Below are 26,619 nucleotides of genomic sequence, written 5' to 3' on the forward strand. Positions count from 1 at the left end.
GTTTTTTTCATCTTTTTCGTTGTAGTATATGCTTCAAGCGATGCCAGATAGAAGTACTCTCCACGTTTTCATCACCATAGTAGCCGTAGCCGTAGCCATAGCCGTAGCCATAGCCGTAGCCGTGTTCTTCACTGCTCACGGCATTTAGAACCAATCCCACGCGGTCAAGGCGGTGTGCCTTAACCATCTGTTCTATTCTTTTGACAAACAAACGCTTGGAGTAAGAAGCACGCAACACAAATATACGCAGGTCCGCATGCTTCATAATTAACATACCGTCTGTAACTAACCCTACCGGTGGAGTATCCAGTATGACCACATCATACTTTTCCTTTAAGTGTTTTAATGTGGTAGTGAAGGTCTCACGCAAAATCAGTTCAGAGGGGTTGGGGGGTATGGGACCGGCCGGAATAACAAAGAGGTTTTCCACACTTGTAGGGTGCACACAGGCTGCTATATCATGTTGTCCACTAAGCAAGGTGCTGGCGCCCTTGTGGTTAGGCAACTCCAAAGAAAGATGCAAGCGGGGTTTGCGGAGGTCTAAGTCAACCAAAACTACTTTCAATCCGGACATGGCAATAATAGCCCCCAAATTAAGGGTAGTAAAAGTCTTGCCCTCCCCACTAATAGTAGATGATATGGCAATGCTCGTGTTTTTAAATCTGCTTAGTGTCTTATCGGGTGAGGGCGGTAGCATAAAATCAAGATTTGTACGTATGGTACGAAACGCCTCACTCACAAACGATTTGGGGTTATCGTTCACCACTATTTGAGACACCGCCATATCCTTTTTACGGCTTCTGGGCAAGCTACCCAATACAGATAACCGGGTCAGGCGCTCCAAGTCTTGCACAGACTCAACGGTATTGTGCAGCAAGTACTGTATCACGAGCCATAAGAGGGTAAGTACAACTCCGGTCCCTATGGAAGCCAAATAAACATTACGGCGATTGGGAGCTATCGGCTGGTGAGGTACAACGGGCGCAGACAGCACCTCAAAATCAGGTACGGTACCGGCTGCCGCCAAACCCAATTGTATCTTCTGACTAAGTAATTCGTTATAATACCGTTCAATAAGCGAGTACTTTTGCTGTAGTTTATTGAAAGACCGGTTTCGGGAAGGGATACCAACAAACTCGGACTCCGATCGCTCAATTTGGCGATTCAGTTTAAACAATTCCGCAAGCAGATAGCGCCGCTTCTCGGCAATATAGGTGCGCAGTTGTTCTTTTAAAGCGGCTACCTGCATGATGCTTTTTCTGTATAACAAGGTGTTTTCGTTGACTGATAAACGCAGCTGTGCTTGTGACTGCTTCAGTTCATTGAGCTTCATTAAGTTTTGCAGAATAAACTCGTCTTCTATGGCAGTAAAAAAGAAAGAGTAAGGGCGGGTGGTGGTATCATCAAGCAGCTGCTCTACTTTATTAAGGGCCGCTACTTGCTCTTCAAGCAGGGTTTTCTCCTTTGTCAGGCTTTTGATAGCCTGAATATAGTCTTCTATATTATCGCCTACTTCTTGCGATTTGTTTGAAATGATAAACGCTTCTATTTCCCTTTCAATGCCCCCCAGCTCTGCCTCTGTTTCTTGTATTTTCTGCTCAAGCCATTGCTCTTTTTGTTTATTGGCCTTATTCTTAATATCAATGCTTACCGCTGTATATGCTTCCACTGCCTCCTTGATGATTTCATATGTTTTGTAAGGCTCATAGCCCCGGAATGTAATCTGTATTACCTTAGCCGCCTGATTGGCAATGCGCGCCTCCAAATTGCCTTGAAGGTACTTATACAGGTAATTGTCAGTGTGAAATACGAAATACAAGGGGGTTGAAAATTCCTGCAAAGCATTTTCCGGAACGTTGGCGTGAATAAGCAAGCGCATGCCGTCAACTGCAAGCAGCTTCCCCAACGTACCTTCATACTCTTGTGTTTGTTCGCCCGCCTTCACTTTTAAGCGGTAACTTCCATTACCGGCGTAGTCAAAATAAATCTTACGCTCGTACCAAGCAGGGTCACTTATCTCATAGTCCTTTACCTCTATGGGGGCCGTTTTATATAACTCTTTTTCCAGGATGCGTCCTTCGGCATAGTAACCCACGCGCAGGGGCAAAGCATCTATAATCCGGCTGTAAATAAGCGGCGACTGAATGACTTCCAGCTCACCGGCCATTAAGTTATCCCATTCCTGGCGCATCACATTGCCAAAGGGCGAAAACTGCACCTCTGCCTTGGGAATCAGCTTCAGGGTAACTTCTGCCTGATAAAGTGGCTTGGTATAGCGAAGGAACAGGTAGCCGCCTAAAAAGGCAAGAAGCGGGAAAAGCAGCATACTCCACCAATGACGTCGAAAAATAAGCTTTACTTTAGCCCAGTCCACGCCCGGCTCTTCCTGCCCGGACGACGGGGTCTCGAAGGAATATGGATTAGCTTGATAATGGGCTATGGCTTTTAATTCTTCCTCTTTCATGGGTGGGGCTGCTTCAACTTACGCTTATTTTTTTCCATTTAAAACTGCCGGATAAGCAAAATGGTGCTAATCACGAAGGTGCTCAAGCCGGTAATCATACTAACCACCGGCGATACATCCTTGAATGCTTCAATAAAGGGCCGGCGCAGGGGTTCTATATAGATGATGTCGTTGGGAAGCGCTTCCATATTGACGCGCCGCATGCCTTCCACCGTAGTTAAGTCAATCACATACACATTGGGGTTTTGCAAACTACCACGTACCAAGCGCACGTTCGTGAGGCGCATTTGGTTGTTTATGCCCCCCGCTTCGGCAAGCACTTCCAGCAAGGTCATGCCTTCATGCTTCAGAGGCAAGACGGTGGCCTCTTGCCCCCGAAATACTACCACTCGCCGGCTGGTGGGGTTTATTTTCACGAAAGCGCCTTTATAATACGCACTATAGGCTACGGACAGCAGGCTGTCGGCCTGCACAAGTGTATAACCTGCCAGTTTCTGCCTGCCCACCAAAGGCAGCACCACGGTGCTATCGGCCTGAATGCGATAGACCCAAAACCCCTGCTGCGTTTGAAACATCTGCGGGTTTGTGCCTCCTTGTTGCCCTACCCCGCCGTTCAGTGCATCTACTACTTGTATTTCCTCGCCTTGATTGCTGTACACCCGCAACTGAAACTCCTCATAGGGGCGCAGTATGTAGTTGTTTTCTGCCTCATAACGCTTTTCCAGCAAACTGTCATAAATAATGTCGCGCTCTGTCTGTAGCAACAAGCTTTGCCTGTACACCCCACAAGAGGTAAGCAAGAGTAGCAGCGCGATTCCTGTCAACAAGACCCTCATGGCGTATAAAATTCTTTGATTTTGGGTAGTACTTCTTCGCAAAATACCTTAAAGGAAGGCAACTGCCGGTCTTTGCCCGATACAATAGGCGCACTTACACCCCAATCAATAGCCAAGTCAGGGTCGTTCCACACAATACCCGACTCAGCCTCCGGATGATAGTATTCACTGCATTTATAAGCAAAGACCGTATCTTCGAGTGTTACAAAGCCATGTGCCATGCCCTTGGGCACAAACAAGCGCTTATGCTCACGTGCGTCTAAATGAAATGCCTCCCAGCGCCCAAAAGTAGGCGACCCGGGGCGTATATCCACCACCACATCTATGACACTTCCCCATATGACGCCCACCAGCTTGTCTTGTTCATAAGGCGGCAGCTGCAGATGCAGCCCCCTCAACACGCCCTTCTTCGAAAAAGACTGATTGTCCTGCACAAAAGCAACATCAATGCCTTGTGCTCGCAGTTTTTCCTGCTGAAAAGACTCGAAAAAGTAACCTCTTTCATCCTCAAATACACGGGGATATATTTCATATACCCCCTCAATGGTTGTAGGTTTTACAAGCATAATACTTAAACGGATTCGTAACTTTCTTTATAAAATCACAAGCGATTTCAAACAAAAATAGAACTTTTGCCCGGAAAAACAATCAGGCATCAGGGCTTCAAAGCCTGCAATACACGCTCATAGGCTTCTATGACCCGTTGCACATCGAAATGTGCTTCTACACGACGGCGCGCTGCTTGTCCCATGCTTTCACGCACCTCTACGGGCAACGCCATCATGCGCTTCATACACATAGCCAAGGAGTGAGCATCGGCGGGCTTGCACAGAAACCCATTTACGCCTTCTTGCACAATATTGTTACACCCCGGCACATCGGTGGCAATCAGCGGGCGCCCCATGGCAGCCGCTTCGAGCAAAGCCCGAGAGGTGCCTTCCCGGTAGGAAGGAAGCACCACACAGTCTGCCGCTGCAATTAGCGGGCGCACATCATCAAGCACACCGGCATATTCAATATCGCCGGCTGCCACCCAAGCCTCGATCTGTTCGCGCGGGATATCCACCGCTGTCGGGCAGTCAGCTATTTTGCCTAAGAGAATCCCCCGCACCTCAAGCGCATATTTTTGCCGGAGCAAGCGCAGGGCTTCTACAAACTCCACTACCCCTTTGTCGTAAAGTGCACGGGCAATCAAAAGAAAAGTAAAAGGACGGGCAGCAGGCAAGGGCGAGGGCACAAAATAAGAAGTATCGATACCCGAGCCGGGTACCAAGCCGGAGCGTTCTGCCCGTACCAGACGCTTGCGCAGAAAGAGTTGGCGGTCGTCTTCATTTTGAAAGAAAACCCAGTCTGCTGCCGGCAGCATCAAACGATACATCCAACGGGCTACGCGCGTGGCGGGCGTGGCGTGCAGAAAGACCGTACCTAAACCCGATACATTACACACCGAACGCACCCCCGCCCACCGGGCAGCCACCGAGCCATAAAGATTGGGCTTCACCGTAAAATGCAAAGCCACATCGAAGCGATGCTTACGGTAATAAGTATACAGCTGCCACAGAGTCTGCAAATCTTGCCGTGGATTCACCCCTTTGGCTTGCATATGCAAAGGCAAATAAAGAACCCCCAAGCGCCGGAGCGCCGGCGTGAATTCGTCATAAGGCGCAATAGCCCACACCTCCTTGCCTTGTGCAAGAAAATGATGGATAAGGGGCGCACGAAAGTGCAGCAAATTCCAACTGCTGTTAGCCACCAATGCTATTTTATGCATGGAACGTGTAAATTCTATTGAACGAAATTCAAAAGAATGGCTGTTTTATAAAAGAGCTAAACAAAAACACTAATTTTGCAAATTAACACAATTTGCACTGTAAACATAGCCTATGATTGATAACTTCAAAGAGTTAAAAGAAAACGAAAGTGCCGTTTTGGTAGCACTGCAAACCCCCAAACTAAGCCGCGAAAGAGTAGAAGAGTATTTGGATGAGCTGGCTTTTCTGGCACAAACCCTCTCCATCGATGTCAAAGGGCGCTTCATTCAGCGCCTTGAACGCCCCGACCCGCGCACCTTTGTGGGCAAGGGCAAGCTGGAAGAAATCAAACAGTATATTGAAGAACACAAAATAGACACCCTTATTTTTGATGATGAACTTAGCCCTTCGCAAGTGCGCAATCTGGAAAAATATTTCAACAAACGCATTTATGACCGTAATCTATTGATACTTTATATCTTCTCGCAAAGGGCACAAACAGCCCAAGCCAAAGCACAGGTGGAGCTGGCACAATATGAGTACCTCCTGCCGCGCCTGACCGGTCTTTGGACCCACCTCGAACGCCAACGCGGCGGCACGGGCACGCGTAGTGGGGCCGGAGAGAAAGAAATAGAAACCGACCGCCGGATTGTAAAACAAAAGATAGCTCTACTCAAGAAAAAGCTTGAGAAAATAGACAAGCAAAACCAAACCCGCCGCAAGCAGCGCCAAAGCATGGTGCGTGTGAGTTTTGTAGGCTACACGAACGTGGGCAAATCAACCCTCATGAACCTGCTTACCAAAAGCAACGTGTTGGCAGAAAACAAACTTTTCGCGACCCTCGACTCCACGGTAAGAAAAGTAGTATGGGACGGCATTCCCTTCCTGCTTGCCGACACCGTAGGATTCATACGGAAACTGCCGGCCACTTTGGTCGAAAGCTTCAAATCTACCCTGGACGAAGTGCGGGAAGCCGACATACTGGTGCATGTGGTGGACATCACCCATCCCTCTTTCGATGAGCAGATAGAGGTGGTCAACCAAACACTGCAGGAGATTGACGCCGGCGACAAGGATATTCTACTGGTATTCAACAAGGTAGATGCGCTGCCGCTTGAAAAGCAGGAGCTGCCGCAGCTATTGCAACAAAGCCATTGGGTAGGCAAAGTGCGGGGCATTGTAGCGGTATCGGCACTGCAAAAACAGGGCATCGATGAGCTGCGCAGCAAGCTGCTGTCAATTGTAAAAGAACGTTTCTACCAAATCTACCCCAACTATTTAAACACGCCTTAAATACTCTGCATTCTTGACAATTTAGAGGTGATTTCAGATAATTGCACTTGGAAGTTGTCCCCGTAGTTTAATGGATAGAACAGGAGTTTCCTAAACTCTCGGTGCAGGTTCGATTCCTGCCGGGGGCACTATTTTTTGACAGAAAGGGAAATACGCACGCACAAACCTTTGTCGCGCTCGCCGCTGACAGATATGCTCCCGCCCATGGCCTCTGCCTTCACTTGTGCCATGTATAACCCCATCCCCTTCCCGGAATTGCTATGAAAGGTCTGGTAAGGATGCAGTATTTTGGAGTGGAAAGCATCGACCTCCAAGCCCAGGCCGTTGTCTTCTACTTCTATTACATGAAAATCGCCTGACACAAACACCCGGACACGAATAACAAGCTCTCGTACAGGATTCCGGAAGCGAAAACAGTTATCCAAAACGCTTTCAAGAATATCTGTCAAATAGGTACGATTGGCATGAACCACACTCACTTGATATTCTTCTTCCAAAGAAAAAGGAAAAAGATAGCGCGTCTTTAAGCCTTGTAGTACGTCGGCTATTACCTCCTGCACCGGTACCAGCTGTACTTCCACCAAGCCTTCTGAACGTATGGCTACGATTTCATTCAGGTCGTGCAGCACCTCGTCTGCTTCATGGGCAGATTTCACCATGGCTTGCACCAATGACTGCAAAGACACTTGCACGGCTACCGTATCTGCCTGCTTGCGCTCCAACTCCATCAACTGAGCCAGCCCCATCATGCGTGCCAAAGGCGCCCGCAGGTTATGTGCCAAGGCAAAAGCATAATCTTCTACCTGCCGTGCATATTGCAACAAGCGTTCGTTCGATGCCTTCAGCTCAGCAGTGCGTACCCGCACACGCTGCTCCAACTCGGCATTTAACTTTTTGATTTCATTTAACTGCTGTTCTATCTGCTTGTGCTGCTCCGCCAACTGAATACTCTGCTGCAATAATTCTTCATTTTGCGTTTCTATTTCTTCTTTTTGCTGCTGCAAGTTCTGCAGCTTCTCTTGCAGGTCTTTTTGCAAATGCTCGCTTATGTTTTGATACAACTCGGCTTTTTCTTCTTCTATTGCCAAGCGTTCCCGCATTTGAGCGGTTTGCCACAAAGCATAGCGGTGAAACAAAGCCAATACAAAAAATAAACTCTGCAGCAGCACACTCACCTCTGCCCAATGATAACGCGCAAAAAACAAACTGTTACCCGTCAAGGCTGCCACCACATACACCCCCATGCAGAGCGAATAGATGCCCCAGCCTATCATCAAAAAAAACAGAGCACGCTCGCCCCGCCGCCAGCTTAACCATACCAGGTAAGTAATTACGACATTCATCAAAACGGCAAGGCTTCCTGCCAAAGCAGAAATGAGCGCATAAGAAAAAAGCCAGCTTCCCCACAGACACCCCAAACCAAATCCCAAATAAAACTTCAGGGAAATTGCCCCCCAAGCCGGCATGTGTTTGCGGGGCACCAACGTGCGCACCAGCCCCACAGCGCCAATTACCCACACGCCAAGGGCAGAACTCAAAGCTAATTTTGCACTTACCACCGGCAAATGAAACCACCACTGCGGAACCCCCGCATTAATACTCAATGTAATGCCGGCACCCAGTAGAAAAAGGGCAAAATAAAAATATACACGTTCTTTAAAGTAGCCCCATGCCAAGCAGGACAGCACAAAAAGCAAGGCAGTAAAACCGGTTGCAAGACCGTAGAACAGAAAATAAGCGGCTTCTTTCTGATGCAACTCTTGAAGCGACAGACAGTAAACGGGCAGTACCAGCGGTGTTTCAGATCGTATTTTCAGCAGAAAAGCAGCAGTAGTATCCTCTATTGCACAGCGGGGAAATATTGATATATGTTGCTGCCCGGCGGTACTGTCCCAGCACGGTTGCCACCGCCTCCCCGCCACGTCTTTTTTAAAAAACACGACTTCATCCAGGAACGCATTCCCTACTGCTATTACCCACTGTCGCCCCTCCTTTTCCGGCAAAACGATCCTTACCTTGAGCCATACTTCCTTATGGGGCAATACCCCCAGGCTAAGCCCTTTGGCCGGCACGGCTTTCCAAGGCAAAGCAGCCTGCTCAATAGACTGCACACGGAAACTGTCGGCCGGCAAAACTACATAATACATCTCCATCCGGGGCTGTGAGCTAAGCTTTTGCCTTTGACACCCGCCCAGTATCGCACTTAAAAACACCCATAGAAGGGGCAATATGTAAGTATAGAAAAGCCTTTTCCGGTGCCGCACAGACAGTTTTTATTTTGTATTTTTAATGTAGTAGCTTCGCCAATTCCCGGGGGAATTTCCCGCGAAGAGAAGGTGTTTAGAATTTCATACTTTTTACCTATAAAAGCAAGAAAATGCAGCAAATTGTTCTCTTTATTTCGTTACTGTGGGTCTTGGCAGTCATTCCGGCGGCTGCGCAAAGTGTGCAGACCGATATCGCCGGGGCGGTCAATCAAGTATCTGTTAGCCGCCTGCAAGCGCTCCTGCAGGAATATGAGCAACTGGGTATTAAGAACATAGGTAGCCAAAATCTGGAAGCCACGCGTGCATGGATAAAACAGTGCTATTTGGACATGGGCTACGCCCCGGAGCAAATCAGCGAACACGCCTTTTCTTATGCCCAGAAAACCCTGTATAACATTGTCATTACCAAAGAAGGCAGCCTGTTCCCTCACATTTACATTTACTTGACCGCCCACTACGACAGCACGCCCAATGGACCGGGTGTCAACGACAACGGCAGCGGCACCGTGACGCTACTCGAAATTGCCCGTATCATACAATCTTGGGACCTGCCCTACTCGGTACGCCTGGTGCATTTCAGCGCCGAAGAAGCCGGTTTGGTTGGCAGTCAGCGTTATGTATCGGAAGTAGCTGTTCCCCGACACATCGCCATCCGGGCACTCATCAATTTGGATGAAGTGGGCGGCGACAAAAACAAAAACAATACTTTTGTGCATTGCGAGCGCGACGAAAGCAATACTTCTACGGTAAACAATGCCATTTCGGCACATTTCACCCAAAGAATGGCAAACATCACGGAACTGTACACTTCCCTAAATGCCGTGGTCAGTCATGCCTATGCGTCGGACTATATGCCCTTTGAGGCAGCAGGCTACAATATCATGGGCTTTTATGAAAGCTACCAAACGGCACACTATCATAGCAGCACCGACTTGCTACAGAATATGGATGTCCCCTATTTCCACAAAGTGGTGCAGGCTGCCCTGGCTACCCTGCTGCACTTTGCCGGCGAAGTGCCCCCCCAAATCGAGCGCCTCAGCCCACAAGCCGGCGACAGCCTCTACCGGTCGCAGCCGGACAGCCTGCTCATAGACTATGACCGCCCGCTGCAATACTTTGGCGGCAAGTTGCAGATTCGCCGTAGCTCAGATGACCAAGTGGTGCAAAGCATCACGCTTCAGCAAAATCATATTCAAGGAAAGTCAATCAAAATAGCTTTGAGTGAAAAGCTTGCTCCCGGGCAGGGCTATTATGTAACCCTCCCCTTCGGTTGGGTATCCGGTGCAGAAGGCATCCTTACCGACTCACTGGGCAAGGGGCAATGGCAATTTTATGTTAAAGACGAAACCCCTCCTGCCGAACCCGCCTCCCCGCCACTCAACAACGATACGCCGCAACCGCAAGGGCTGCAGCTATATCCCAATCCGGCGGGGCAAGAGCTGCACATTCAACTAAACGGCGTAAAGCCGCAGGCCACCCTCCGGGTGTTCAATAACGAAGGTAAACTCATACATGAGCAATCTTTAACAAGCACGGCAAACATCCGCTTAGATATTTCTCAATGGGCACGCGGCGTGTATTTCATCAAGGTGGAAGCGAAACAAAAACAATGGGTGCGACGCTTTGAAAAAGTTTTTTAAATACTTCTGAGAGGTCATGATTACATAGAAGACAAGTATATTTGTATTCAACATTATACAATGTTTCTTGTCTTTAATTAGTGTCGAAGTTGTTTAAAGTTTCCTGAGTAAAATTACGGTAAAAGCCAATAACCACAAGGACTTCCAAGTTTCATCTTGGGTTTCAAAACGGACTAAAATCGCCTTGAAAGCGTCTAACCAAGCGTTGGTTCTTTCAATAGCAAATCTGTATTTGTAAAGCAAGCGGTCAAAAACATACTTTCCTTGTTTATTTTTTGATTTTCTGCCATTCTCTACAATATTGGCGATGATTTCACGACTACTGCAAAGCTTGCGAAATTCCCTTGTGTCAAAACCTGCATCCGCATTCAGAAACAACCCTTGTGTCGGAACGGACGATTTTTCTAACATTTGTAGCATACTGTTGAAATGCTCGTTTAACTTATATGCATCATGATGGTTTCCTGCCATTGGCCGGCTGATAGCCAACCGAATGCCTTGACTGTCGGTGAGCAATAACATATTGGTTGTTTTACTTTTTTTACGCCCTTGATAGCCTACCGATTCGCCTCCTCTTTTAGCCGGTGTATGGGTGCCGTCTATTTGTATACAAGATAAATCCAAGCTGCCTGCATACTTGCCTACCACCTTATTCCATACTTTTTGCCAACTGCCGTCCATGCTCCATTTACGATAATGGTAATATACACTTTGCCAAGTGTATTTATCTTTGAAAAACTGTTTGACCGGCAACTCCCGCCATTGGCAGCCGGTCTTTAAACGATACAGTATCGCACTGACAATTTGCCAAGCTTGAACCTTTGAATTATTCTTTCTGCCGAACGTTCAATGCGGGCAAATCTCTTTTTTATTATATCTTTGCTTAACACCATGTCTTTTTGAGCGAACACTATTTATTTCTTTCTTCTTTACAAAAAGAAAGTTGGTATTCGCTCTTTTTAATTTTTTAACTTTAAACAACTTCGTCTTAAAAAGATATACCTACCAAATCAAATACAACATTATGGAATTCTCACACACAAAAGTTGCTCTAAAAGATAAGCTCTACCATATAGAACAAGAAATAATTGACCAATACATAAACGATAAGCCTAATCGAGTATGGATTGTAGGGTTTAGCGGAGGCAAAGACAGTACACTTTTACTTCAACTCGTATGGCAGGCTATAAAAAAGCTTCCTGTTTCCGAAAAGAAACGCCCTATTTACGTAGTATGTAATGACACATTGGTAGAGAACCCTCATATCGTATCATTCATTTATGATACACTTTCAAAAATAGAGTCGGCAGCACAGAAAGACAAGATGCCTATAAAAGTTGTCCGTACAGTTCCAAAGCTTGCCGACACATTTTGGGTCAAACTTATCGGCTTGGGTTATCCAGCTCCAAATAAGTTCTTTAGATGGTGCACTGATCGTTTGAAAATAAACCCTACAACTCGGTTTATTAAAGAGGTAATAAAAGCAACGGGTGGCGCTATAATCCTGTTGGGGACTCGCAGTGATGAAAGTGCTACCCGGGCTGCATCGATAAAAAAACACGAGATTAAAGGTAGCCGTCTGCGTTCCCACTCGCTACCTAATGCGTACATTTATGCTCCAATCAAGGATGTTACTACCGATGAGCTATGGCGCTACCTGTTACAAGTGCCGCCTCCATGGGGTGGAACCCATAGGCAACTTGCTGCCCTCTATAAAAATGCAAATGGAGGGGACTGTCCTTTGGTCATAGACACATCTACCCCTTCATGTGGACAAAGCAGATTTGGGTGTTGGGTATGCACAGTAGTTAAACGTGATAAATCGATGGAAGGCTTAATTGATACGGGGGAAAGCTGGATGCAACCTCTCCTCGAAATCAGAGACTTTTTAATTGAAACGCGTGACAATCCAGAAAAATGGCGGATGAAGAAGGGGCGCAATGGCAGTGAAAGAGAAGGCAAGTGGGGACCATACAAATTTGAAACGCGTGTTGAGATATTGAGAAGGCTACTGATAGCACAGAAAGAGCTTTCTAAGGTTGATCCAAACATAAATCTTATATCGGATCGAGAGTTAGCCATTATCCAGCATCACTGGTACAAAGATCTTTTCTTTAATGTAAAAGTTTCAGATATTTATAGGGAAGTTTTACAAAAAGAGTTCTTTATGAGCAAACATGATGAAAAGTTAAAAGAAGAGTTAGAGCTGCTACTAGAAGTCTGCCAAGATGCTGAAAAAGTAAAGCTAATTGAAAACCTATTGAAGCTATACAGAAGCAAAACGCTTTATCTTCGTAAAAGAAACATTTTAAATGAGTTTGAAGACCTTATAAATAAAAATATCAATCTTCAAGAACAAGAAGAAGAAGAATAACACTCAATACAACTACTATGAAAATTAAAGAGATTACATTCTGCAACTACCGAGTATATAAGGGGATAAATACCATTGACCTTAACGTAGAAAATGGTAAAAATATCATTATTATTAGCGGCAACAATGGGTATGGAAAAACATCTTTCTTGACAGGGCTTGTGTGGTGCTTATACGGTAAGCAGATGGAAATGGTAGATGAAATGTATAAAAAAGAGGTTGATAGTCAAGGAGGATACCAAAACCTTTTTCGCAAATCATTAAATAGAGATGCTGAAAGAGAAGGCATATCAAAGTATTATGTTGAAGTTCTTATAGAAGATGTGGAGTTGGTAGATGGAATATATAATGTACGAATAAAGCGGGAATACGATATACAAGATGGTACTGATAAATTGTATATCAACTCTGATACAGAAAACATGCCTCTTCCAGACGAAGAGTATCTGAATGAAGATAAAAATAAAGATTACTTTATTAGAGAAAATATACTTCCAATAGATATTGCCAAGTTCTTTTTATTTGATGCAGAAAAAATAGTAAATATTGCAGAACTGTCTCTTACTCAACAAGGAGAAGAACTTAGTAAAGCTTACTCTCAAATATTAGGGATTCATAAATATGAGCAGATTAGCGACTACTTGGAGCAACTTCTGGGGAAAATAAAAAGAGAGTCAGCAAGTGCTCATGAGGTAGCTGAATTTAAGAATTTACGAAATGAATATGAGACCTTAACGGAGATAACTATTCCGGATATAAAAGCTCAGATTGAAGAACTCAACGAAGAGAAAAGGAAGCTAAACTATCTAAAACAACAGATAGAAAACTCTCTAATGGAAAAGGCTTTTGGATATAGTGAAGATTATATAAATGAACTTAGAAAAAAAGAAGAAGAGTTAAAACAGAAAGAGAGTGAACTCAAGCAAGAACTGCTGTCACTTTACGAGCAGACCCCGTTGGCAAGTGCAGGTAACTTACTCTTACTAATAAGAGAGAAAATAGATGCCGAATTACAAGAAAAATGGCAAGAAGCAGCGAACAAAGATATCGATGAAAAAATAGACAAAATAATAGAAAAGTTCTGGGAAGAGTATGAAAAGCTAAATGAAGATATGTTTGCTCTTCACAGAAGTGTCAGAACCGCTATTGAACAAGCTATTGAACAAGCAGTACGAGAAAATCTTTATAAATCGCCAGTAGAAAACACTTCTATTTCAACAAGCGCCTTCAAGCTTAACTATACAGAAAATCAAAAAAAAGAGGTAGAAAACCTAATAAGCTACATTACTACATCTTTCAAAGAAAGATTTGAAAAAATAATTGAAAATCGCAATATAATAGAAAACAACCTTCTTGATATAAGAAATAACATAAAAAAAGCCGAAGCATCTGTTAATACAGAAGAAACTCAGCAACTACGAGAAAAAAAGAAGCAAGTAGAAGAGAAAATAGAAAAGCTATTAAAAGAAATAGGAATCAAAGAACAACTACTGAAAGAAACTGAAAATAAAGCAAATGAAATAAACCACAGCATCAAAAAGCTGGAGGAAAGGGTCAAAACCCGTGAAGAGTTTAAGAAAAAAGAAAAGTTTATTAAAAGCCTGCGTTCCAATCTTAACGAATTTATAAATAAGTTCCATAAACAAAAAAAGGAAACATTAGAGAAGCGGATTCTTGCAGGCTTAAAGTCACTTATGCATAAAACTAACTTAATTGATAAAGTAGAAATTCAGACTATTGAACGCTCCATGAGTATTAAGTTATATAACAATCACGGAGAAGAAATACCTAAAAGTTCCCTTAGTAAAGGGGAACAGCAGATGTTAGCTACAGCTATTCTTAAAGGACTGGTCGAAGAAAGCGGCATTGAGTTTCCTGTATTTATAGACTCACCAATGCAAAAGTTCGATCAACTCCATGCTACAAATATCATTGAACACTTTTACCCCAAAATAAGCGATCAAGTTGTAATTTTCCCTCTTTTAAATAAAGAGCTAACAGAAAGCGAGTATAAAAAACTTAGCCCCTATATCGCTAAAAGCTACCTCATTATAAACAAAGATGGCAAAAGCTCTTTTAAAGAAGTAAGCCCAACAGAACTACTAAGTACCTACAATAAAAAATATTTAACTTATGATAAGTAGTATTCATATAAAAACATCAAAAGAAAATCAAGATAGAATAAGTACCCTAACTAAAAAAATATACACCGATGCTCCAGAGAACCACATTGCACGTCTTGCATTGGTGCTTTCTCTGCGCACCGGAAGAAAAATAGACTTAGACACAGAAAAAAAAGATAGTGGAGGAAAGGAGTATAAAGAAGAAACATTGTTCGGCAGGTATAAAGACATCTATATAGCCTTGGTCTGTCAACACTATGGCATTTCTCCTGATGACCCCAAGCTACCACAGTATGTAAAAGCGCATGTAGATCATGGAATAGAGCTCATATACAATGAAGTAAGTCAATCCAGTACTATTAGAGGCACAGACTATCTTCTAAAAAAAGTAACCGATGGAATATTTGAATTAACCTCTATTGATACTTTAGCTCCTACTATATCAAATACCTCTTATAACAGTATTCCAGACAAAAGCTATTTCTCTGCTCCTATTAGGATAAAAATCGGAGACTTAAAGAATGGTGAGGTAATTCACTTGGAGTGGAATAATACACAATTTCGCCCCAACTGTCATATAGCGATTGCGGGAACTTCTGGCAGTGGAAAAACAAGATTTGCCCGCCACCTCATCAAAGAAATAGTAAATAACACGAATCACCAAGTAAACTTTTTATTTATAGATTTCAAAGGCCAAGGTAGGCAACAAGAGAGTTATTCGGATCAGTTTATTAATGAAACGAACTGTGAATATAGAGATTTATCTAAAAGTAAATTTCCTATTAACCCCTTATCTATTATCAATACAATTAACGAAAACGAAAAAATATCTTCTATTCTCAGATTTATAGATATCCTTACAAAATGTAACCCTAAAATCGGTGAGGTACAGAAATCCCATCTCAAGACAGCTATAAAAAATGCAATCGACAATTTAAGCCCAGGTGAGCCTTTAACGTTCAATGACATATACCAACAGCTTGAATCCAATAAACCTGATAGCCTTACTGAATTAATAGAACGTCTGGCAGAGCTCCCACTCTTCGATACACAAAACAATGCAGAGGTCATCAATAAAAACTACTATTTAAGTATTCCCAGCAGCTTACCTGAAAATGTTCGAATAACAGCAGTATTTCTTGTCATATACTACATATACAACACTTTCATCCAGATGTCCGATACTCCCAACGAACAAGGTTACCAAGGAGTCAGGTTCTTGTTAGTTATAGATGAAGCACATTTTGTCTTTAAAGACAAAGCTACACATAGCTTACTGGAGGAAATCCTACGAACTATCCGTAGCAAGGGAGTTGGTATTATACTAATATCTCAAAGCATTGCAGATTTTGTGCATAGAAGCTTCAATTTAGGTAGCGCTTGCAGCACCAATTTCCTTTTTCAACTAAAAGAACAAAAAATTCAGACTATAAGAGAGTTCGCCAATTACCCTCAGAGTTTGGACTCCAAAGTAAAACAAGCCATGGAGCAATTAAAACCGGGAGAAGCTCTTGCTAATTTAAGGAAGGAAGAAGGATATCAATTAGGAACTCCATTTCAAACTTATACCACCTAATTAATTTGCTCTTGTGGAAGATATCTTCCACAAGAGTTTTCATTTATAATGAAGCCAAGTCTCGGAGCTCTTTTACAGCAAGGCTTATTCTATGAACTGCAATATCTATTTCTTCTTCAGTTGTAAACTTGCTTAAAGATACTCGTATGCTTCCAGCTGCATCATCTTCTGAAAGCCCCATTGCTCTCAAAACATAAGAAGGTTCAATAGAATGAGAACTACATGCACTACCATTACTTATAACAATCCAAGGTATGTCATCATCATCTGGGCATAGAGTAGCAATCAAAGCTTCCGAATCAATAGCCGTTATAGCTATGTTGCTTGTATTGCATACTCTTGGAGCGGTTTCTGAGTTAATCTTTATACCATCTATAGATTTTTTTATTTTCTTTTCAAAAGAATTTCTCAGATACTCCATTCTCTTTATATTACTTTCCATTTCTAAAAAAGCCACTTCTGCTGCCATCCCCATGCCTACAATTGCTGGAACATTTAGAGTGCCACTTCTTTTGCCTTTTTCATGTCCTCCTCCGTGTAATAAAGGAGATATCTTTAGCCGCATTCCATCAATAATTTTTTGGGTGTACCATATTCCTCCAACCCCTTTTGGTCCATGAAACTTATGCGCACTAAAGCATGCTATATCAACCCCATCTTTGTTTAAATTCACTGGAAGCTTTCCTAAAGCCTGAGTATAATCAGAAAAACAGATAGCACCTACATTATGAGCCATTTCAGCAATCTTTTGTATGGGCTGAATAACTCCTGTTTCATTATTCACATACATAATAGCCACCAAAGCCACATCATCTGACAAAATATCAGCTAACATGTCCAAGTCTATTAGCCCATTATCTTTTACCGGCAAGTAAGTAACACGATAGCCTAAAACTTTCTCTGCATAGGCACATACATCCAGAATAGCCTTATGTTCTGTTTGACATGTTACTATGTGGCGCCTCTTAGTATTATCAGGAAGAACTGCTTTTATTACCTGATTAATAGCCTCAGTGGATCCGCTAGTAAAGACAACTTCTTCTGGATGCGATGCACCAACCAATGCAGCTACTTGCTTCCTTGCCTTAGCGATAGCTTGTTCTGCCAAAAAACCAAAACGATGTCTGCTACTTGAATTAGCATATATTTCATCAAAAAACGGTAGCATAGCATTCACTACTTCGCTCGGCACTTTCGTTGTTGAGTTATTATCAAGGTAAATAATCCTACGCTCATTCATATTTTTGGACTTTTGTTTTGTGTACTTTTAAAATAAACCAAACTTTCGTATCGTTGTTAACAAAAGTATTAAAACCTCAAACAATATGCATAAGCTATACACTTTACTCATATCCGGCTTGCTCTTTTGCTTGGCAAGCCACGCCCAAAATCCGGCGCCGGCGCCGGCACAGAGCCGGCCGGTAGTGATAGAAAACACTACTTTGCACCTGGGCACCGGGCAAGTCATGCAACATGCCTACCTGGCTTTTGAAGAAGGCAAAATTACGGCCATCAGCCAAGAACCCATCCGCATCGAAGGGGCAGAAGTCATCGACGGGCGTAACAAGCACGTGTATCCCGGCTTTATTTTACCCAACACAACGCTCGGCTTGCGTGAAATCGATGCGGTGCGTGCGACCTTGGACTTTGCCGAAACCGGGCAGTACAACCCCAATGTACGGGCGCTGATTGCCTACAATACCGATTCGGAGATTATCCCCACTGTGCGCCTCAACGGTGTGCTGATTGCACAAACGACGCCCCGCGGTGGGGTTATCTCGGGCACTTCGTCTATTATGATGCTCGACGGATGGACATGGGAAGAAGCCGTGCTGAAAGCCGACGACGGCATTCACCTCAACTGGGTGCCTATGTTCCGGCGCCGCGGCTGGCGGGGCCCCATTGAGCCCAACAAGGAACGCAACAAGCAGCTGCAATACATAGAAGACTTTTTTGCCGAAGCGGCCGCCTATGCACGCCAAAGTAAACCGGCAGAAGTCAATTTGAAATTTGAAGCCATGCGTGGCTTGTTTGATGGCAGCAAAACCCTGTATGTGCACGCCGACCGGGCACGCGAAATGGTGGAAGCCGTTCAGTTTGCAAAAAAAATGGGCATCCGCCGCGTGGTGTTGGTTGGAGGCACCGAAGCATGGCTCATTGCCGGTTTTCTGAAAGAGCACCAAGTGCCGGTATTGCTCAACCGGGTGCATGACCTCCCCCCCTATGAAGACAGTGACGTGGACCATTTCTATAAGCAAGCAGCGCTTTTGTTCCGCGCCGGTGTTTTGGTAGGCCTGCAGTATGCCGGCGATATGGAAGCCATGGGAAGCCGCAATTTGGGCTTTACGGCCGGTACGGCGGCGGCTTATGGCTTGGACCCCGAAGAAGCATTACAGTTGATTACCCTCAACAATGCCCGTATTTTGGGCATAGACAAGCAGACAGGCAGCCTCGAAGTGGGCAAAGATGCTACGTTGTTCATTTCCCGCGGCGATGCCCTCGACATGCGCAGCAATCAAATAGAACGTGCCTTTATTCAAGGTAGAGACATTACGCTTGAAAGCAAACAAACCCGTTTGTATCATATTTACAGCAAAAAATACGGTTTGGAAGAATAGAACAACTTCGCTTGTCTTTTTTGCATAAAGCGACTGCCGGCAAGCTGCCGTGAGCAGTCGCTTTTTCTGTTTTTCCTGAAAAAAGTCAAACTGCTGACCAAGTTTGTTTTTCAAAGAAAGTATCTTTCGTGCCAATGAAAATGCTTATTGTCATGCATAGCCACGAAACGAAAGACAAACTTGCTTTTTGGCAAAACAACAACTGGGAACCGGAACTGTTTATCTCCGGTGGGGCTATTTTTGTACTTATGCAGTTGAACGAATGGTTGCACAGATTCAGCACACTGCTTTTTGAACAAAGTGGCTTTTTTGAAAACATTCTCATCTTTCACTTTGTCATTACGGCTATTCAAGCCCTTATTTTTGGCTTTGGCTTACACTTGATTTGCCGTGGCTTTTGGGTGGCTATGGTAGGTCTAAGCATTGCCTTTCCGCAAGACATACGCCCCGAAAAGCTTCCCCAACAAGAGCCTTTTCGCAGCTTCATTCAGAAACACCTAAGCAGCAATCGCACTTTCATAGAGAAACTACACCACACGGCCGGGCTGGTGTTTGGCTTGTCGGTATTGTCGGCATGGGTCATCTTGAGCATATTCACGGTATTGCTGGCACTGGTGCCCCACACAGGCTTGCGTTATGCGCTGGGCGAATCGTGGTTTTTGCTGCTGCGCCTTGCCGCCGGCTTCTTGCTGTCTGCCGGTCTTCTGTATCTGCTCGATTTCATTACTTTCGGTTGGTTAAAAAAGCAGGCAGGCATTGCCCGGCTTTACTACCGGGTTTACCGCTTTTTTTCTTTGCTTTCTCTGGCTTTCTTTTATCGTACGGCTTACTACACCATTGCTACCAACATTAAGCGCTGGAAGTTTGACCTGTATTTGCTGGTGTTTGTCAGTATTGCCGTGCTCAGTACGGCTTACACTTATGGCGGCTTGATTCATTGGGGCAATCCGCTGCATTACCTTCACCTTCAGCAAAACAACGAGCAAATAGAAGCCCGCTTCTATGACAACTTGCGTCCCGAGGGGGCACTTATTGAACTGGCAAGCATTCCTTCCGATATAGTTGACAAGCCGGTGGTGCGCCTTTTCGTCGTACGCCAAGGGTACATAGAAAGACTGGCAGGCATTGACCCCAAACAAGCCAATATCTCTACCCTTGCGCGACATTACCGCGTTTCGCTCAATGGCAAAGCATGTGATGCTTTACAGTGGTTTTACTTTACCCACCCCCAAACCAAAGAGAAAGGCATAGCCACCTACATTCCACTTCATGCCCTTGCCCCCGGCTTGCATACGCTCGCCGTTCACTTGCCCCACCTGCCGAATCGCTTCCGGCAGGGCTACGTGCAGATTCCTTTCTACAAGAGCACTCCGGCTGAGGGGCAGCCAAAAGCTCAACACTGACAATAAACAGGCGGCTTGCCCGGCATTGCCACACCAACAACCTACCCCCTTTTGCTTTGCGCCAACAGCTCACGGGCACTCTGCAGTGCCGAAGGTGATGGCTGCTGTCCGCTAATCATCTGCGCGATTTCGTGCACTCGCTCCTCGGGGCTCAACAACTTCAAGCGGCTGAAGGTGCGGCTGCCTGCTTCGTCTTTATAGACGTAATAATGTGCATCGGCAAGGGCAGCAATCTGGTGCAGATGGGTAATGGCTATCAACTGATGTTGTTTGGACATGTCGGCCATCATGCGTGCTACCTTCATGGCGGTTTCGCCCGAAATGCCCGTGTCTATTTCATCCAAAATCAAGGTGGGCAAGGCTGTTTTTTGCGCCAGCAGATATTTGATGGCCAGCATCAAACGGGAAAACTCCCCGCCGGATGCCACCGCCTTCAGGGGCCCCGGTGCAATACCTTTATTGGCACTGAACAGCAGCTGCACTCTGTCTAAGCCCCCCTCATAAAGCACCTCACAGGGCTCTACCAGCACTTCTACGGTAGCATGCGGCATGGCCAGCTCCTGCAGAAGGTTTACCAACGCTTCTGCCAAGGGGGGGGCATGCTCCCGGCGGCGTGCCCGCAGGGTCAGCGCCATTTCCTGCAATTGCTTTTCTTGGCGCTTGATATCCTCTTCGAGCGCTTCCAGCTCCTCGCGCGATACCGATGCCTGCTCGATGCGCCGCGCCAGTTCCTCTTTGCGCTGCAACAGCTCTGCCTCGCTGTTTACTTTATGTTTTTTTTGCAGGGAATAAAGCAGGTCCAAACGCTCTTGAATACGCTGCACCTCACGCGGGTTGACTTCTACCTCTTCCACGGCGTCGGCTATGTCGCGGCTCAGCTCGCGCACCTCAATCAAGACGCTTTCGGCACGTTCGTGCAGCTCGCCAAAGTCTTCGGAATAAGAACGCAAGCGTTTGAGCGCTTCCACGGCTGTCAGCAGCACACTTTCAGCCCCGTATTCTTCATTTTCCAGGGCTTGCATGGCTTCGGCTGCCGCCTGCTGAATGGCTTCGGCATGCTCCAGCTTTTCCAAACGCTGCTCCAGCTGCTCCTGCTCCCCCTCTTCCAGCTGTGCCTTTTCCAGCTCCTGCCATAAAAAGCGTTCATAATCGAGTGCCTGCTCTTGTCGTTCTATTTGTTGCTTAAGCACTTCATAGCGCTGCAGTGTGGTGCGGTAATGGGCAAAACAGCGGCGATATTCATCCAACAGCGCCCCATTACCGGCAAACGTATCGAGCAAAGCAAGCTGGTAAGCCCCCTCGCCCAACAAAAGATGGTCATGCTGCGAGTGGATGTCTATCAAGCGGCGCCCCAAAGCCTTCAACACCTCTAAAGTTACGGGGGTGTCATTGACAAAAGCCCGCGACTTGCCGGCGGGGCTAATCTCGCGCCGCACAATGGTGAGCGCCTGATAGTCCAGGTCATGCTCTTCAAAAAGCGCCTCCAGCTGATAAGGTGCCAAATCGAAGGTAGCCTCTACAATGCACTTCTCTGCCTCATTCATCAAGGCTTTTTTGTCGGCACGCTCGCCCAAGAGCAAGCCAATAGCCCCCAACATGATGGACTTGCCGGCGCCCGTTTCGCCGGTAATGACGTTCAACCCACGATGCGGGCGCATCTCCAATTGCTCAATCAGGGCATAATTGCGTATAGACAAGTGAATAAGCATGAGCCAATGTTTTTGGATGTTTTTATGAAGCCGGCAGGTCGTACCATATTTCTTGCAATTGCCCCAGCTCAAAAGTCAGGCGCTTGCCTTTGCTGTCTATGCCTGAAAGCTCTTGTGCGTCGAGGCGATCCGCTTGTATGGTCCACACCCGTCCTTCGTTGTCAACAAGGTGCAGATGTGGCGTAGGCAGTTCTGCCCACCGCCGGGGCAAGTCTTCGGGCATTATATACGCCAAACGTTTAGGCATCGTTCAACGGTTTTGTATTTGTAAGCTGCCGGCGGCATTTTGTCCAAATGCTTGTTGAAACAAGGGTACCTTGGGCGGGTCCACACGCCGGAATATGTCCGTTACTTCTTTCTGCTGCTGCGCCGGTATTTTTTTCAAAATAGAAGCCAGCTCCTGCGCCTTGGTGTCGCTGAGTACTGCCAACAGCAAGGCGTTGGGTTTCAAACGGGCGGCTTCGCCCATGCTGCGCACCAGCTGCATGGCAGCCTCCACGGCGGCTTCGGGCTTTTCGGTGTAGTAGTCCAAGCCCTTGCGATGATACACATAATACGCTTGCAAGACGGGCTGCAGTTGCTGGCTCAACAGGTTTTCTGCCAGCCAATAGCGGTTGCGGACGTCACCACGCCGCCACCCCACATTGCCTGCGGTCTGTGCCAGATTCACCAAGTTGTTCATCTTTTGCACCCACTCATCGCCGCCCTCTTCGGCAAACGAATAGCCATCCATGGCCAGCACAAAATAGGCATAATAAGCCAGCATGGCAGTGAGGTCGTCGGTAAATACATTTTCGTTAAAAATCAGCTGTTGCCCTTTTTGAAAGCGGAAATTAAACTGACGGTCCACGTAAATAAGCAAAGGGGTTTCGTAATCGCTATTGTACACGGGGCGTAGTGCCCGAATCTGAGCGGTAGCTTGGTAGTTTCCGCTGTTCACGTCGCCTTGGATAAGCGTAATTTCCAGCGTACAGTCAATGCGCTCTTCGGGCAAATAGGCATCGGTACCCCAGCTGCGCTCGTTCATGAACACCGTGATTGCCTGCTCCATTTCGCGAAAAATGCTGCGCTCGGTGGTCTGTGCCGTCTGTATTTGCTTGTCGTTCACAATGACGCGGCAGTTCAGCTCCTGTGCAGAAGCTGCCGGCACGCTTACAAGCAACGCAATAATAATGATGAGTATTTTCTTTTGCATGAGACAAAGAGCATTTCTGCCAAGTGGTGAAGTTAAAAAACAAAGCCCGCTCTTGCAAGCGGGCTTCTTCACAGCTTTATTTTACCAGTTTTTTGTAACGGAAGCGTCGTATTTCATCGCCTAAGCGCTGACGGCGGTTTTCTTCGTATTCGCTGAAGTTGCCTTCGAACCAATAGACTTGGGCATCGCCCTCGAAGGCCAGTATGTGCGTACAGATGCGGTCAAGGAACCAGCGGTCGTGCGAAATCACCACGGCACAGCCGGCGAAGTTTTCCAAGGCTTCTTCGAGTGCCCGCAGGGTGTTCACATCCAGGTCGTTGGTGGGCTCGTCCAGCAACAAGAGGTTGGCTTCTTCTTTCAGCATCATAGCCAAGTGCACGCGGTTGCGCTCGCCCCCCGACAGGTTTTTGATTTTCTTCTCCTGGTCAGAGCCCGAGAAGTTGAAACGGCTCACATAAGCCCGCGCATTCACCTGGCGGTTGCCCAGCTGAATGAGTTCGTTGCCGCCGGAAATAGTTTCAAATACAGTTTTTTCCGGGTCAAGCACATCATGCTCTTGGTCCACATAAGCCATCTTCACGGTTTCGCCAATGGTGATGGTACCGGCATCGGGCTTTTCTTTGCCGGCAATCAGTTTGAAAAGGGTGGTTTTACCTACCCCGTTGGGACCAATCACGCCCACGATGCCACCGGGCGGCAAGGCAAAAGTCAGGTTTTCGAATAGCAGCTTGTCTTCAAAACCTTTGGTCACGTGGTCAAACTCCACCACTTTGTTGCCCAAACGGGGTCCGGGTGGTATATACAACTCCAAATGTGCTTCTTTCTGCTTGCTTTCTTCGCTCAATAGCTTTTCGTAAGCATTGATGCGGGCTTTGGCTTTGGCTTGGCGGGCTTTGGGCGTCATGCGAATCCATTCCAGCTCGCGCTGCAGGGTCTTCATGCGCTTCGATTCGTTTTTTTCTTCCTGTGCCAAGCGCTGCTGCTTCTGCTCAAGCCAGGATGAGTAGTTGCCCTTCCACGGAATGCCTTCGCCACGGTCCAGCTCCAGTATCCAGCCGGCTACGTTGTCAAGGAAATAACGGTCGTGTGTGACGGCAATAACGGTGCCTTTGTATTGTTGCAGGTGCTGCTCAAGCCAATGCACCGATTCGGCGTCCAGGTGGTTGGTAGGCTCATCCAGCAAAAGCACGTTGGGCTGCTGTAGCAACAAACGGCACAAAGCCACCCGGCGCTTTTCGCCCCCGGACAAATGCTCTATTTTGGCATCGGCAGGCGGCAGTTGCAGGGCATCCATGGCACGCTCCAGCTTGCTGTCCAAGTTCCACGCATCGAGCTGGTCCAGCTTTTCCTGCACTTCCCCTTGGCGTTCAATGAGGCGGGCCATCTCCTCATCGTCCATGGGCTCGGCAAACTTCATGTTGATTTCTTCAAACTCTTTGAGCAGGTTTACGACTTCCTGCACCCCTTCTTCCACTACTTCCCGCACCGTCTTGTTTTTGTCCAATTCCGGCTCTTGGGGCAGGTAGCCCACACTGTAGCCCGGTGACCACACCACCTCGCCTATGTAGTCTTTATCGACGCCCGCAATGATGCGCAAAAGCGTGGATTTACCCGAGCCGTTCAAACCAATGATGCCAATTTTGGCGCCGTAGAAGAAAGATAAATAGATGTCTTTTAACACATAGCGGTTGGGCGGATATACTTTACCCACCCCCGACATAGAGAAAATAATTTTTTCGTTGCTCATACAAGCCTCTTTGATTTGCTGTTGTTGTCAAATGTGCTGCAAGTTAGCAAATTTTGCGCTCATGCGCCCGGCTTCTGCCTCTTGCTCACACCCCTTGCATGCGGCATAAAAGCAGCCAAGTAAGATTTATTTTTTCAAAAAAAATTTAGAACTTAGCAAAAAAGTGGAAATTTGCAGCTTATTGCTGCCCAAAAGTGGCAAAAAAAGAACGGATTACCTTGATTCGTTTCCTTTTTCGCTTGACAGACCCGATAAACACTTTGAATATTGGCAACCCTTAAAAAGATGTACTACCATGAAGTATGATTTAGAAACCACTTACGGCTATGTAAAAGATGGCAAGGTGTATTTGAAAGGCTACCTTGACTACCCCGACCGTGAAATAGGCTTTGTAAAAGAAACCCCTGAAGCTGCCATTGAGTACTTCGAAAAGCGCTACCAATTAGCCGTAAACAAGGTGGAAGAGCTGAAAAAACAAATAGAAGAAGCCGAAAACAAAGGCTCTTACTTAATGAAGCTCTTGCACCTGCGCGAATATCTTTTGAAATTCAACGGTTTGGGCGACTTTCCCAGCCTGCTCAAGCAACTCGACGAGCTGGAGATTTACCTGCGTGAAATGATTGCCCAAAACCGCATCAAAAATCTTGAAATCAAGCGTGAAATACTGAAAGAGCTGGAAGATATTGCCCAACAACAAACCAACTGGAAGGCCAACAGCGAGCGCATTCAAGATTTAAAAATGCGCTGGATTCGTACCGGACCGGTGGATGAAATCTATGAAGAAGAGCTCGAAGAGCGCTTCACCACTGCACTCAAAACCTTCTTTGCCAACCGCAAAGAGTTCTTCCAAACCAAGCGGCAAGAGGAGAAAGAAAAAGTCGATCGCTATCGCCAGCTCATTCAAGAAGTCAACGACCTGAAATATTCCAACGACTTCGAAGCCGTGGCCGAGCGCATCAAAGAAATTCAAGCGCAATGGAAAGAGGTAGGCAAGGTGTCGCACAAGCGCATGGTCAAGCTGTGGAAGCGCTTCCAAAAGGTAAACAATGAGTTTTTCCACCGGTACAAGCAATATAAAGAGGGCGTGCCCGTAGAAAATATTCAGCCGCTCAACATGGATGAATACATACGGGTAAGACAAGCCGAATTTTGCAAAGAGATGGAAGCTTTGGTGGGCATCAATACGGATGAGTCTATCCAACGTGCCAAGTTTCTGCTGTCGGAATGGAAAAAGCTCACCCAAGACCCGCGCCTGCTCGACAAAGCTTTGGCACGGCGTTTCCGTCTCATCAGCGACCGTGTGTTTGAAGAAAGTTATTTGATGCGTGTGGTACGCCGCAAATATCCGGACTTTGACTTCAAACCCGAAGAGGACCAATTAAAAATCAAAATCAGCTTTTTGCGCGAAACCATTCGCCGCGATGAGCAGGAAATAGCGGAAGCCGAACGCGACCTGGAAAAAGTACGCGCCTATAAGCCCAATTTCAACCCGCGCACACAACAACGCAAAGTGATGGTTAAGCAAGTGATGCTCAGAGAATTTGAAGAGCGCCTGCGTGTGGTGCTGGGCGAAGAAGAAAACGATAATTTCAAGTTCTTTTAAGCTTCGAAAAAAAAGCACTG

General features: G+C 46.0%; 18 protein-coding genes, 1 tRNA gene and 1 pseudogene. 9 read left to right on the plus strand and 11 right to left on the minus strand.

Features of this window, described 5'->3' with window-relative positions:
* Nucleotides 1-7 precede the first annotated feature (7 nt).
* The 4 genes from K384_RS06030 to K384_RS06045 form a co-directional block, all read right to left on the minus strand.
* Entirely contained in the window at nucleotides 8-2,464 is a 2,457-nt protein-coding gene (locus K384_RS06030; RefSeq protein ID WP_038030413.1) for a polysaccharide biosynthesis tyrosine autokinase, read from the minus strand.
* Between the two features lie 38 nt (nucleotides 2,465-2,502).
* Entirely contained in the window at nucleotides 2,503-3,300 is a 798-nt protein-coding gene (locus tag K384_RS06035; protein WP_038030415.1) for a polysaccharide biosynthesis/export family protein, read from the minus strand.
* Nucleotides 3,297-3,866, minus strand: a complete 570-nt coding sequence (gene rfbC, locus K384_RS06040) for a dTDP-4-dehydrorhamnose 3,5-epimerase (protein ID WP_038030416.1) — start codon at nucleotides 3,864-3,866, stop codon at nucleotides 3,297-3,299. Before rfbC ends, K384_RS06035 begins: the two co-directional genes overlap by 4 nt.
* A gap of 89 nt (nucleotides 3,867-3,955) precedes the next feature.
* Nucleotides 3,956-5,071 (minus strand): glycosyltransferase family 4 protein, encoded by a 1,116-nt coding sequence (locus K384_RS06045; protein WP_038030418.1) that lies wholly within the window; start codon nucleotides 5,069-5,071, stop codon nucleotides 3,956-3,958.
* A gap of 112 nt (nucleotides 5,072-5,183) precedes the next feature.
* Between K384_RS06045 and hflX the strand changes: the two genes are divergently transcribed.
* Complete coding sequence (gene hflX / locus K384_RS06050; protein WP_038030420.1) at nucleotides 5,184-6,344, plus strand: GTPase HflX; 1,161 nt, start codon at nucleotides 5,184-5,186, stop codon at nucleotides 6,342-6,344.
* 56 nt (nucleotides 6,345-6,400) lie between these two features.
* A tRNA-Arg gene (locus K384_RS06055) sits at nucleotides 6,401-6,472 on the plus strand.
* On the opposite strand, the gene K384_RS06060 is transcribed toward K384_RS06055, so the two are convergent.
* The gene (locus K384_RS06060) at nucleotides 6,473-8,491 is read right to left on the minus strand and encodes a sensor histidine kinase (RefSeq protein WP_038030421.1); all 2,019 of its coding nucleotides are present in this window, start codon (nucleotides 8,489-8,491) and stop codon (nucleotides 6,473-6,475) included.
* Nucleotides 8,492-8,721: 230 nt separating this feature from the next.
* Here K384_RS06060 and K384_RS13315 point away from each other — a divergent pair, with 230 nt between their 5' ends.
* A complete protein-coding gene (locus K384_RS13315; protein ID WP_051633172.1) occupies nucleotides 8,722-10,251 on the plus strand; it encodes a M28 family peptidase in 1,530 nt (509 codons plus the stop codon).
* A 93-nt stretch (nucleotides 10,252-10,344) separates the two neighbouring features.
* Here the strand turns inward: K384_RS13315 and K384_RS06070 are convergent.
* Nucleotides 10,345-11,073: pseudogene (locus K384_RS06070) on the minus strand (IS5 family transposase); the annotation flags it as partial.
* Nucleotides 11,074-11,275: 202 nt separating this feature from the next.
* Between K384_RS06070 and dndC the strand changes: the two are divergent.
* Genes dndC through K384_RS06085 form a run of 3 tightly spaced genes read left to right on the plus strand, consistent with a single transcriptional unit; the run spans nucleotide 11,276 to nucleotide 16,324 of the window.
* Nucleotides 11,276-12,625 (plus strand): DNA phosphorothioation system sulfurtransferase DndC, encoded by a 1,350-nt coding sequence (dndC, locus tag K384_RS06075; RefSeq protein WP_051633173.1) that lies wholly within the window; start codon nucleotides 11,276-11,278, stop codon nucleotides 12,623-12,625.
* A 17-nt stretch (nucleotides 12,626-12,642) separates the two neighbouring features.
* The gene (gene dndD / locus K384_RS06080) at nucleotides 12,643-14,769 is read left to right on the plus strand and encodes a DNA sulfur modification protein DndD (protein WP_038030423.1); all 2,127 of its coding nucleotides are present in this window, start codon (nucleotides 12,643-12,645) and stop codon (nucleotides 14,767-14,769) included.
* Nucleotides 14,759-16,324 carry a helicase HerA-like domain-containing protein gene (locus K384_RS06085; protein WP_051633174.1) on the plus strand — a complete coding sequence of 522 codons (1,566 nt, stop codon included), beginning with the start codon at nucleotides 14,759-14,761 and terminating at the stop codon, nucleotides 16,322-16,324. The genes dndD and K384_RS06085 overlap by 11 nt, the downstream gene beginning before the upstream one ends.
* A 43-nt stretch (nucleotides 16,325-16,367) precedes the next feature.
* Here K384_RS06085 and K384_RS06090 read toward each other — a convergent pair whose 3' ends face one another.
* On the minus strand, nucleotides 16,368-17,564 hold the full coding sequence (locus K384_RS06090; RefSeq protein WP_038030425.1) for a cysteine desulfurase family protein: 1,197 nt from the start codon (nucleotides 17,562-17,564) through the stop codon (nucleotides 16,368-16,370).
* Nucleotides 17,565-17,649: 85 nt separating this feature from the next.
* On the opposite strand from K384_RS06090, the gene K384_RS06095 reads away from it, so the two are divergent.
* The gene (locus tag K384_RS06095) at nucleotides 17,650-18,942 is read left to right on the plus strand and encodes an amidohydrolase family protein (RefSeq protein WP_038030427.1); all 1,293 of its coding nucleotides are present in this window, start codon (nucleotides 17,650-17,652) and stop codon (nucleotides 18,940-18,942) included.
* Between the two features lie 152 nt (nucleotides 18,943-19,094).
* Nucleotides 19,095-20,345, plus strand: coding sequence for a hypothetical protein (locus tag K384_RS06100; protein WP_157630075.1), 1,251 nt, complete (start codon nucleotides 19,095-19,097; stop codon nucleotides 20,343-20,345).
* A 41-nt stretch (nucleotides 20,346-20,386) separates the two neighbouring features.
* On the opposite strand, the gene recN is transcribed toward K384_RS06100, so the two are convergent.
* The 4 genes from recN to ettA form a co-directional block, all read right to left on the minus strand.
* Entirely contained in the window at nucleotides 20,387-22,054 is a 1,668-nt protein-coding gene (gene recN / locus K384_RS06105; RefSeq protein WP_038030429.1) for a DNA repair protein RecN, read from the minus strand.
* A 22-nt stretch (nucleotides 22,055-22,076) separates the two neighbouring features.
* Nucleotides 22,077-22,301 (minus strand): hypothetical protein, encoded by a 225-nt coding sequence (locus K384_RS06110; protein ID WP_038030430.1) that lies wholly within the window; start codon nucleotides 22,299-22,301, stop codon nucleotides 22,077-22,079.
* A 3-nt stretch (nucleotides 22,302-22,304) separates the two neighbouring features.
* On the minus strand, nucleotides 22,305-23,249 hold the full coding sequence (porD, locus tag K384_RS06115; protein WP_038030431.1) for a type IX secretion system protein PorD: 945 nt from the start codon (nucleotides 23,247-23,249) through the stop codon (nucleotides 22,305-22,307).
* Between the two features lie 76 nt (nucleotides 23,250-23,325).
* Complete coding sequence (ettA, locus tag K384_RS06120) at nucleotides 23,326-24,996, minus strand: energy-dependent translational throttle protein EttA (protein WP_038030432.1); 1,671 nt, start codon at nucleotides 24,994-24,996, stop codon at nucleotides 23,326-23,328.
* Nucleotides 24,997-25,291: 295 nt separating this feature from the next.
* Between ettA and K384_RS06125 the strand changes: the two genes are divergently transcribed.
* Nucleotides 25,292-26,599 carry a DUF349 domain-containing protein gene (locus tag K384_RS06125; protein WP_038030582.1) on the plus strand — a complete coding sequence of 436 codons (1,308 nt, stop codon included), beginning with the start codon at nucleotides 25,292-25,294 and terminating at the stop codon, nucleotides 26,597-26,599.
* The last annotated feature ends 20 nt before the right edge of the window (nucleotides 26,600-26,619 follow it).

It is taken from the genome of Thermonema rossianum DSM 10300 (assembly GCF_000426825.1).
Classification (GTDB): Bacteria; Bacteroidota; Bacteroidia; order Cytophagales; family Thermonemataceae; genus Thermonema; species Thermonema rossianum.

Coding starts and splice junctions, on each gene's coding strand:
- K384_RS06030 (WP_038030413.1), bottom strand. CDS start 2,464: ATGAAAGAGGAAGAATTAAAAGCCATAGCCCATTATCAAGCTAATCCA.
- K384_RS06035 (WP_038030415.1), bottom strand. CDS start 3,300: ATGAGGGTCTTGTTGACAGGAATCGCGCTGCTACTCTTGCTTACCTCT.
- rfbC (WP_038030416.1), bottom strand. CDS start 3,866: ATGCTTGTAAAACCTACAACCATTGAGGGGGTATATGAAATATATCCC.
- K384_RS06045 (WP_038030418.1), bottom strand. CDS start 5,071: ATGCATAAAATAGCATTGGTGGCTAACAGCAGTTGGAATTTGCTGCAC.
- hflX (WP_038030420.1), top strand. CDS start 5,184: ATGATTGATAACTTCAAAGAGTTAAAAGAAAACGAAAGTGCCGTTTTG.
- K384_RS06060 (WP_038030421.1), bottom strand. CDS start 8,491: ATGTATTATGTAGTTTTGCCGGCCGACAGTTTCCGTGTGCAGTCTATT.
- K384_RS13315 (WP_051633172.1), top strand. CDS start 8,722: ATGCAGCAAATTGTTCTCTTTATTTCGTTACTGTGGGTCTTGGCAGTC.
- dndC (WP_051633173.1), top strand. CDS start 11,276: ATGGAATTCTCACACACAAAAGTTGCTCTAAAAGATAAGCTCTACCAT.
- dndD (WP_038030423.1), top strand. CDS start 12,643: ATGAAAATTAAAGAGATTACATTCTGCAACTACCGAGTATATAAGGGG.
- K384_RS06085 (WP_051633174.1), top strand. CDS start 14,759: ATGATAAGTAGTATTCATATAAAAACATCAAAAGAAAATCAAGATAGA.
- K384_RS06090 (WP_038030425.1), bottom strand. CDS start 17,564: ATGAATGAGCGTAGGATTATTTACCTTGATAATAACTCAACAACGAAA.
- K384_RS06095 (WP_038030427.1), top strand. CDS start 17,650: ATGCATAAGCTATACACTTTACTCATATCCGGCTTGCTCTTTTGCTTG.
- K384_RS06100 (WP_157630075.1), top strand. CDS start 19,095: ATGCATAGCCACGAAACGAAAGACAAACTTGCTTTTTGGCAAAACAAC.
- recN (WP_038030429.1), bottom strand. CDS start 22,054: ATGCTTATTCACTTGTCTATACGCAATTATGCCCTGATTGAGCAATTG.
- K384_RS06110 (WP_038030430.1), bottom strand. CDS start 22,301: ATGCCTAAACGTTTGGCGTATATAATGCCCGAAGACTTGCCCCGGCGG.
- porD (WP_038030431.1), bottom strand. CDS start 23,249: ATGCAAAAGAAAATACTCATCATTATTATTGCGTTGCTTGTAAGCGTG.
- ettA (WP_038030432.1), bottom strand. CDS start 24,996: ATGAGCAACGAAAAAATTATTTTCTCTATGTCGGGGGTGGGTAAAGTA.
- K384_RS06125 (WP_038030582.1), top strand. CDS start 25,292: ATGAAGTATGATTTAGAAACCACTTACGGCTATGTAAAAGATGGCAAG.